This window comes from Pseudomonas sp. EL_65y_Pfl2_R96, assembly GCF_963970905.1.
Lineage (GTDB): Bacteria > Pseudomonadota > Gammaproteobacteria > Pseudomonadales > Pseudomonadaceae > Aquipseudomonas.
In genome coordinates this window covers 116,692-122,917 of record NZ_CAXAQH010000019.1, presented here as the reverse complement: position 1 = coordinate 122,917, position 6,226 = coordinate 116,692, and the positions used below count along the sequence as shown (strand labels likewise).

The following is a 6,226-nucleotide window of genomic DNA, read 5'->3' as shown; positions in this document are numbered from 1 at the left end:
GATCAAACTCTTCAGTTCAAACATCTTTGGGTTTTGAGAAAACCCTAAACTTGGCTCAGCAATCGTTGGTTACATCTTTGATTTCTCGCGGAGTAACTTGTGATGCTGATAATCTTGTTGACTATCAGTCTGACTCCACAAGCACCCACACGAATTGCTTGATTCAGTTGTTAAAGAGCGGTTGGTTAAGATCTTTCGTCTCAACCGAGGCGCGCATTCTACAGCAGCCTCTGTTGCTGTCAAGCGGTTATTTTCAGAAGTTTTCAAAGTTTCCTTTGCAACTTCAACCACTTGCGCTTCCGATCTCTCGTTAGCGGGAGGCGAATTCTACAGCGTTAGTCGCTGCTGTCAACACCTGGTTTTCTCCGCTTTCGACCGAGAAGATCGAACCGTCAATAAGGCGACAACACACTGCCTTACCAACTCCTTCTGGCCTCGATGAACTGAAGCGTAACCGCTGCCGAAAACTGCGTAACTCATTGTTTACCAAGGAGTTTTCCGTTTCGACTGCGCCGGAAGTGGGGCGAATTATAGACGTCCAGAATCTGCCGTCAACCCCTGATTTCAGCTTTATTCGGATTTAAGCGTAATACGCGCAAATGCCTTCTTCCCGGCCTGGCAAACATGGGTCGCACCCAGTACGTATATAAAGGTGCGATCGACAACCTCACCATCTATACGCACCCCACCAGAACCCAGAAGATCGCGCGCCACGGCGGAATTCTTCACCAGACCTGCTTTATTAAGAACGGCAGCGATCGGCATATCTTCGGCAGCGGTCAATTCGATCTCTGGCAGATCATCCGGCAGCTCACCGTCCTTCATACGGTTGCCCGCCGCACGGTGAGCATTGGCCGCAGCCTCTTCACCATGGAAGCGCGCAACGATCTCTTCGGCCAGCTTGATCTTGATATCACGCGGATTCGCACCCGCCTCGACGTCAGCCCGCAAAGCATTGATCTCTTCCATGGAGCGGAAGCTGAGCAATTCGAAGTAACGCCACATCAGCACATCAGGAATAGAGACCAGCTTGCCGTACATGACACCCGGCGCCTCCTGGATACCAACATAGTTGCCCAACGACTTGGACATCTTCTTCACGCCATCCAATCCTTCGAGCAACGGCATGGTCAGAATGCATTGAGCCTCCTGACCATAACTACGCTGCAGCTCACGCCCCATCAGTAGATTGAACTTCTGATCGGTACCGCCCAGCTCAACATCCGCGCGCAAGGCGACCGAGTCATAACCCTGAACCAACGGATAGAGGAACTCGTGAATGGCGATGGGCTGATTGGTTGTGTAGCGCTTGTCGAAGTCGTCGCGCTCGAGCATGCGAGCCACGGTGTATTGCGAAGTCAGGCGAATGAAATCCGCCGGCCCCATCTGGTCCATCCAGGTGGAGTTGAACGCCACTTCGGTCTTGGCCGGATCAAGAATCTTGAAGACCTGAGTCTTGTAGGTCTCGGCATTCTCGAGAACCTGCTCACGGGTGAGCGGAGGACGTGTCGCGCTCTTGCCGCTCGGATCACCGATCATCCCGGTGAAGTCACCTATAAGGAAGATCACCTGATGCCCCAGATCCTGGAACTGGCGCAGCTTATTGATAAGCACGGTGTGACCCAGGTGCAAATCAGGCGCAGTCGGATCGAAGCCTGCCTTAATACGTAGCGGCTGGCCACGCTTGAGCTTTTCGATCAGCTCGGACTCGACCAACAGTTCTTCCGCACCACGTTTGATCAGCGCTAGCTGCTCTTCAACCGACTTCATAACAGACCCGCAAGGCTCGAATTCAAAGGGGACCAACCATACAAGATCGGGCGTCAAATACAAGTTTTGCCCGGCGCGCGGACGCCAATCCACAGACAGAGCGTCCGCAGGCTTGCTTCAGAGATGATTTGGTTATATTTTATACAGTTATTTCGTCTTCATCATGTCATTCATCTTTTCCAATTCATTTTTTCAAAGTCAAAATTACTTATGACCACAGAACCGTCTAAAGCGCCACCGCTTTACCCGAAGACCCACCTGCTCGCGGCGAGTGGTATCGCCGCCCTTCTGAGCCTGGCGCTTCTGGTGTTCCCTTCCAGTGATGTTGAAGCAAAAAAGACGACCCTGAGTCTTGAACTGGAAAGCCCTGCAGAACAACTGACACAAGATCAAGACGCTGCCGACACCGTCCAAGCCACAAATGAGCCGGCAGCCTCCCCTTTCGCGCAGATCGAAAACAGCGCCGAAGACGCTCAGGAAACCGCCCAGGTCGCCCCCGTGCCAGTCGCCGAAGAAAAGAAGGCGCCAGGCCACAGGGAAGTGATCGTTGCCAAAGGCGACACTCTCTCGACCCTGTTCGAGAAAGTCGGCCTTCCGGCCACTTCGGTGCATGAAGTGCTGGCCAGCGACAAGCAGGCCAAGCAGTTCAGCCAGCTCAAACATGGCCAGAAGCTTGAGTTCGAGCTGGGCCCGAATGGCACGCTGACCAATTTGCACAGTAAAGTCAGCGACATGGAAAGCATCAGTCTGACCAAAAACGACAAGGGTTTTACGTTCAACCGCATTACCGCCAAGCCCACCGTTCGCTCCGCCTACGTTCATGGCGTGATCAACAGTTCGTTGTCGCAATCCGCCGCCAGAGCCGGTTTGTCCCACAGCCTGACCATGGATATGGCCAGCGTGTTTGGCTATGACGTCGACTTCGCCCAGGATATTCGCCAGGGTGACGAGTTCGATGTGATCTATGAGCAGAAGGTCGTCAACGGCAAAGCTGTCGGCAACGGTCCGATCCTCTCCGCACGCTTCACCAACCGCGGCAAGACTTACACCGCGGTGCGCTACACCAACAAACAAGGCAATAGCAGCTACTACACGGCTGACGGCAACAGCATGCGCAAGGCGTTCATCCGCACTCCGGTAGACTTCGCCCGCATCAGCTCGAAATTCTCCATGGGCCGCAAGCACCCGATCCTGAACAAGATCCGCGCCCACAAGGGTGTCGATTACGCAGCACCGCGCGGCACACCGATCAAGGCTGCCGGTGACGGTCAAGTATTGTTGGCCGGTCGCCGCGGCGGTTACGGCAACACCGTGATCATCCAGCACGGCAGCACCTACCGCACGTTGTACGGCCACATGCAGGGCTTCGCCAAAGGCATCAAGACTGGCGGCAGCGTCAAGCAAGGTCAGGTGATCGGTTACATCGGTACCACCGGCCTCTCCACCGGCCCGCACTTGCACTACGAGTTCCAAGTCAATGGCGTGCACGTCGACCCGCTGGGTCAGAAGGTGGCGATGGCCGATCCGATCTCCAAAGCTGAACGCTCACGCTTCCTCGCGCAAAGCCAACCGCTGATGGCGCGCATGGATCAAGAGAAAACCACCCAGCTGGCTTCGAGTAAACGCTGAGCCATGGCGCTCTATATAGGTGTGATGTCCGGGACCAGCCTAGATGGCCTGGACATTGCCTTGATCGAGCAAACCCCGGCGATCAAGCTGATCGCCACCCATTACATCCCCATGCCTGACTCCCTGCGCGCCGAGCTGCTTGGCTTGTGCGCCAGCGGCTCGGACGAGATTGCCCGCTCCGCCATCGCCCAGCAGAACTGGGTGAAACTGGCCGCACAGGGCATTCATACCCTTCTTGATCAACAAAACCTCAAGCCTGGTGACATTCGCGCGATTGGCAGCCACGGCCAGACCATTCGACACGAGCCGGCGCGCGGGTTCACGGTACAGATCGGCAACCCCGCCTTGCTCACCGAGCTGACCGGCATCACCGTGGTCAGCGACTTCCGCAGCCGCGATGTAGCCGCTGGCGGACAAGGCGCTCCATTGGTTCCAGCCTTTCACGAAGCCCTGTTCGATGCGCAGCCTGGTAACCGTGCAGTGCTGAACGTCGGCGGATTCAGCAACCTCAGCCTGATCGAACCCGGCAAGCCTGTCGCGGGTTTTGACTGCGGCCCGGGCAACGTCCTGCTGGATGCCTGGATTCACCGGCAACGCGGCGACAACTTCGATCGTGACGGCCAATGGGCCGCCAGCGGCAAGGTTGAACCTGTTCTGTTGAACGAGCTGCTCAGTGATCCATTCTTTGTAACCCAAGGCCCGAAGAGCACTGGCCGTGAAGTGTTCAACCTGCCGTGGCTGATGCAGCATCTATCACAACTACAGACCTTCGCTGCCGAAGACGTACAGGCCACGCTGCTTGAGTTGACTGCGCTGACCATCGTCGAGTCATTACAAAGCGCCCAGTCGGATACGCGGGAGTTGCTGGTCTGCGGCGGCGGCGCGCACAACGCCACGTTGATGAAGCGGTTGGCCAGCCTGTTGCCGAACGCAAAAGTCAGCAGCACCGCGACTCATGGCATAGATCCGGACTGGGTCGAAGCCATGGCCTTCGCCTGGCTGGCTCACTGCTGCCTGGAAGGCATCGCGGCCAACCGCCCGAGCGTCACCGGTGCCCGCGGCTTGCGCATTCTCGGCGCCATCTACCCCGCCTGATCGAAACCCCAGACAGCAAAACGCCGCAGAGCCTTGAAACCCTGCGGCGCCTGTTGATGCGGTGAGGTGCGATCAGATCGAGAACGAAGAGCCGCAGCCACACGTGGTGGTAGCGTTCGGGTTTTTGATCACGAAACGCGAACCTTCCAGACCTTCCTGGTAATCCACTTCGGCACCTGCCAGGTACTGGAAGCTCATCGGATCAACCACCAAGCTGACGCCTTCGCGCTCGACGATGGTGTCGTCATCGGCCACTTCTTCATCGAAGGTGAAGCCGTACTGAAACCCTGAACAACCGCCGCCCGTAACGAATACGCGCAGCTTCAAGCGATCATTCCCCTCTTCATCGACCAGGCTCTTCACCTTGTGCGCGGCACCGTGGGTGAATTGCAAAGCCGTGGGGGTGAAGGATTCGACGCTCATGCTGACTATCTCCCGGCGTTACGCCGCCATAATGCGTGATGACGCGCATTATCCGCTTCTCCCAGAAAATCGGTCAACTATTGTTACGGTATATCAGCCAACCCAATCGCCAGACCGAAATGCAAAAAGGCCCGTTCAACGGGCCTTTTTGCTGTGCGGGATACAGCCTTACGGCAGCATGCCGGCATGGGACAGGCCCAGGCGCTCATCCAGGCCGAACAGGATATTCAGGTTCTGCACCGCCTGACCCGACGCACCTTTGACCAGGTTGTCGATGACCGACAGCACCACCACCAGATCACCGTCCTGCGGCCGATGCACGGCGATACGGCAAACGTTGGCACCGCGCACGCTGCGGGTTTCCGGATGGCTGCCGGCCGGCATGACGTCGACGAACGGTTCGTTGGCATAACGCTTTTCAAACAGCGCTTGCAGATCCACCGAACTATCCACGACGGTCGCGTAGAGCGTCGAGTGAATACCCCGAATCATCGGCGTCAGGTGCGGAACGAAGGTCAGACCGACGTCCTTGCCCGCTGCGCGACGCAGCCCCTGGCGAATTTCCGGCAAGTGACGGTGCCCTTTGACGGCGTAAGCCTTCATGCTTTCCGACGTTTCGGAGTACAGCGAACCCACCGAGGCACCACGACCGGCACCGCTGACACCGGATTTGCAGTCAGCGATCAAGCGAGTGGTATCGGCCAGGCCCGCTTCGAGCAGCGGCAGGAAACCCAATTGCGTCGCGGTCGGATAGCAACCCGGTACAGCGATCAAGCGCGCCTGCTTGATCTGCTCGCGATTGACTTCCGGCAAGCCGTAGACCGCCTCCTCCAGCAGTTCCGGCGCGCCGTGCGGCTGGCCGTACCACTTGGCCCACTCATCGGCGTCTTGCAGACGGAAGTCTGCCGACAGGTCGATGACCTTTGTCCCGGCAGCCAGCAACTCACCCGCCAGGGCATGGGCGACACCGTGCGGCGTGGCGAAGAACACCACGTCGCAGGCCCCGAGGGTCTTGATGTCCGGAACGCTGAACGCCAGGCCGTCGTAATGGCCTCGCAGGTTCGGGTACATGTCGGCCACGGCCAGGCCTGCCTCGGATCGGGAAGTGATCACTACCACTTCAGCTTGCGGATGCTGTGCCAACAGACGCAGCAGTTCGACACCGGTGTAACCCGTGCCGCCGACGATACCGACCTTGACCATAAACCTGCCCTCAACGAACCCACTGGAAAGCCGTCGATAATAGGGGCCGCGCGGCCCTGCGACAACCGTCAAGGTGACGTGTGGCGGCTCAAGCCTCTACTATTCC

The 6,226-nt window shown here is 57.6% G+C and carries 5 protein-coding genes and 1 pseudogene; 3 read left to right on the top strand and 3 right to left on the bottom strand.

All coding sequences use genetic code 11. The annotated features are described in order from the left end of the window. Nucleotides 1-314 (top strand): annotated as a pseudogene (locus tag AACY49_RS19380) (hypothetical protein); the annotation flags it as partial. Nucleotides 315-570: 256 nt separating this feature from the next. Here the strand turns inward: AACY49_RS19380 and tyrS are convergent. Continuing rightward, nucleotides 571-1,770 (bottom strand): tyrosine--tRNA ligase, encoded by a 1,200-nt coding sequence (gene tyrS / locus AACY49_RS19375; protein ID WP_258698825.1) that lies wholly within the window; start codon nucleotides 1,768-1,770, stop codon nucleotides 571-573. A gap of 210 nt (nucleotides 1,771-1,980) precedes the next feature. Here tyrS and AACY49_RS19370 point away from each other — a divergent pair, with 210 nt between their 5' ends. Both AACY49_RS19370 and AACY49_RS19365 read left to right on the top strand, forming a co-directional pair. Next, on the top strand, nucleotides 1,981-3,399 hold the full coding sequence (locus AACY49_RS19370; RefSeq protein ID WP_339525777.1) for a peptidoglycan DD-metalloendopeptidase family protein: 1,419 nt from the start codon (nucleotides 1,981-1,983) through the stop codon (nucleotides 3,397-3,399). Between the two features lie 3 nt (nucleotides 3,400-3,402). Further along, entirely contained in the window at nucleotides 3,403-4,494 is a 1,092-nt protein-coding gene (locus AACY49_RS19365; protein WP_258698823.1) for an anhydro-N-acetylmuramic acid kinase, read from the top strand. A 72-nt stretch (nucleotides 4,495-4,566) separates the two neighbouring features. Here AACY49_RS19365 and erpA read toward each other — a convergent pair whose 3' ends face one another. Continuing rightward, nucleotides 4,567-4,917 carry an iron-sulfur cluster insertion protein ErpA gene (gene erpA, locus AACY49_RS19360; protein WP_007906865.1) on the bottom strand — a complete coding sequence of 117 codons (351 nt, stop codon included), beginning with the start codon at nucleotides 4,915-4,917 and terminating at the stop codon, nucleotides 4,567-4,569. Nucleotides 4,918-5,085: 168 nt separating this feature from the next. After that, a complete protein-coding gene (gene argC, locus AACY49_RS19355; RefSeq protein WP_339525774.1) occupies nucleotides 5,086-6,120 on the bottom strand; it encodes an N-acetyl-gamma-glutamyl-phosphate reductase in 1,035 nt (344 codons plus the stop codon). Nucleotides 6,121-6,226: the final 106 nt, after the last annotated feature.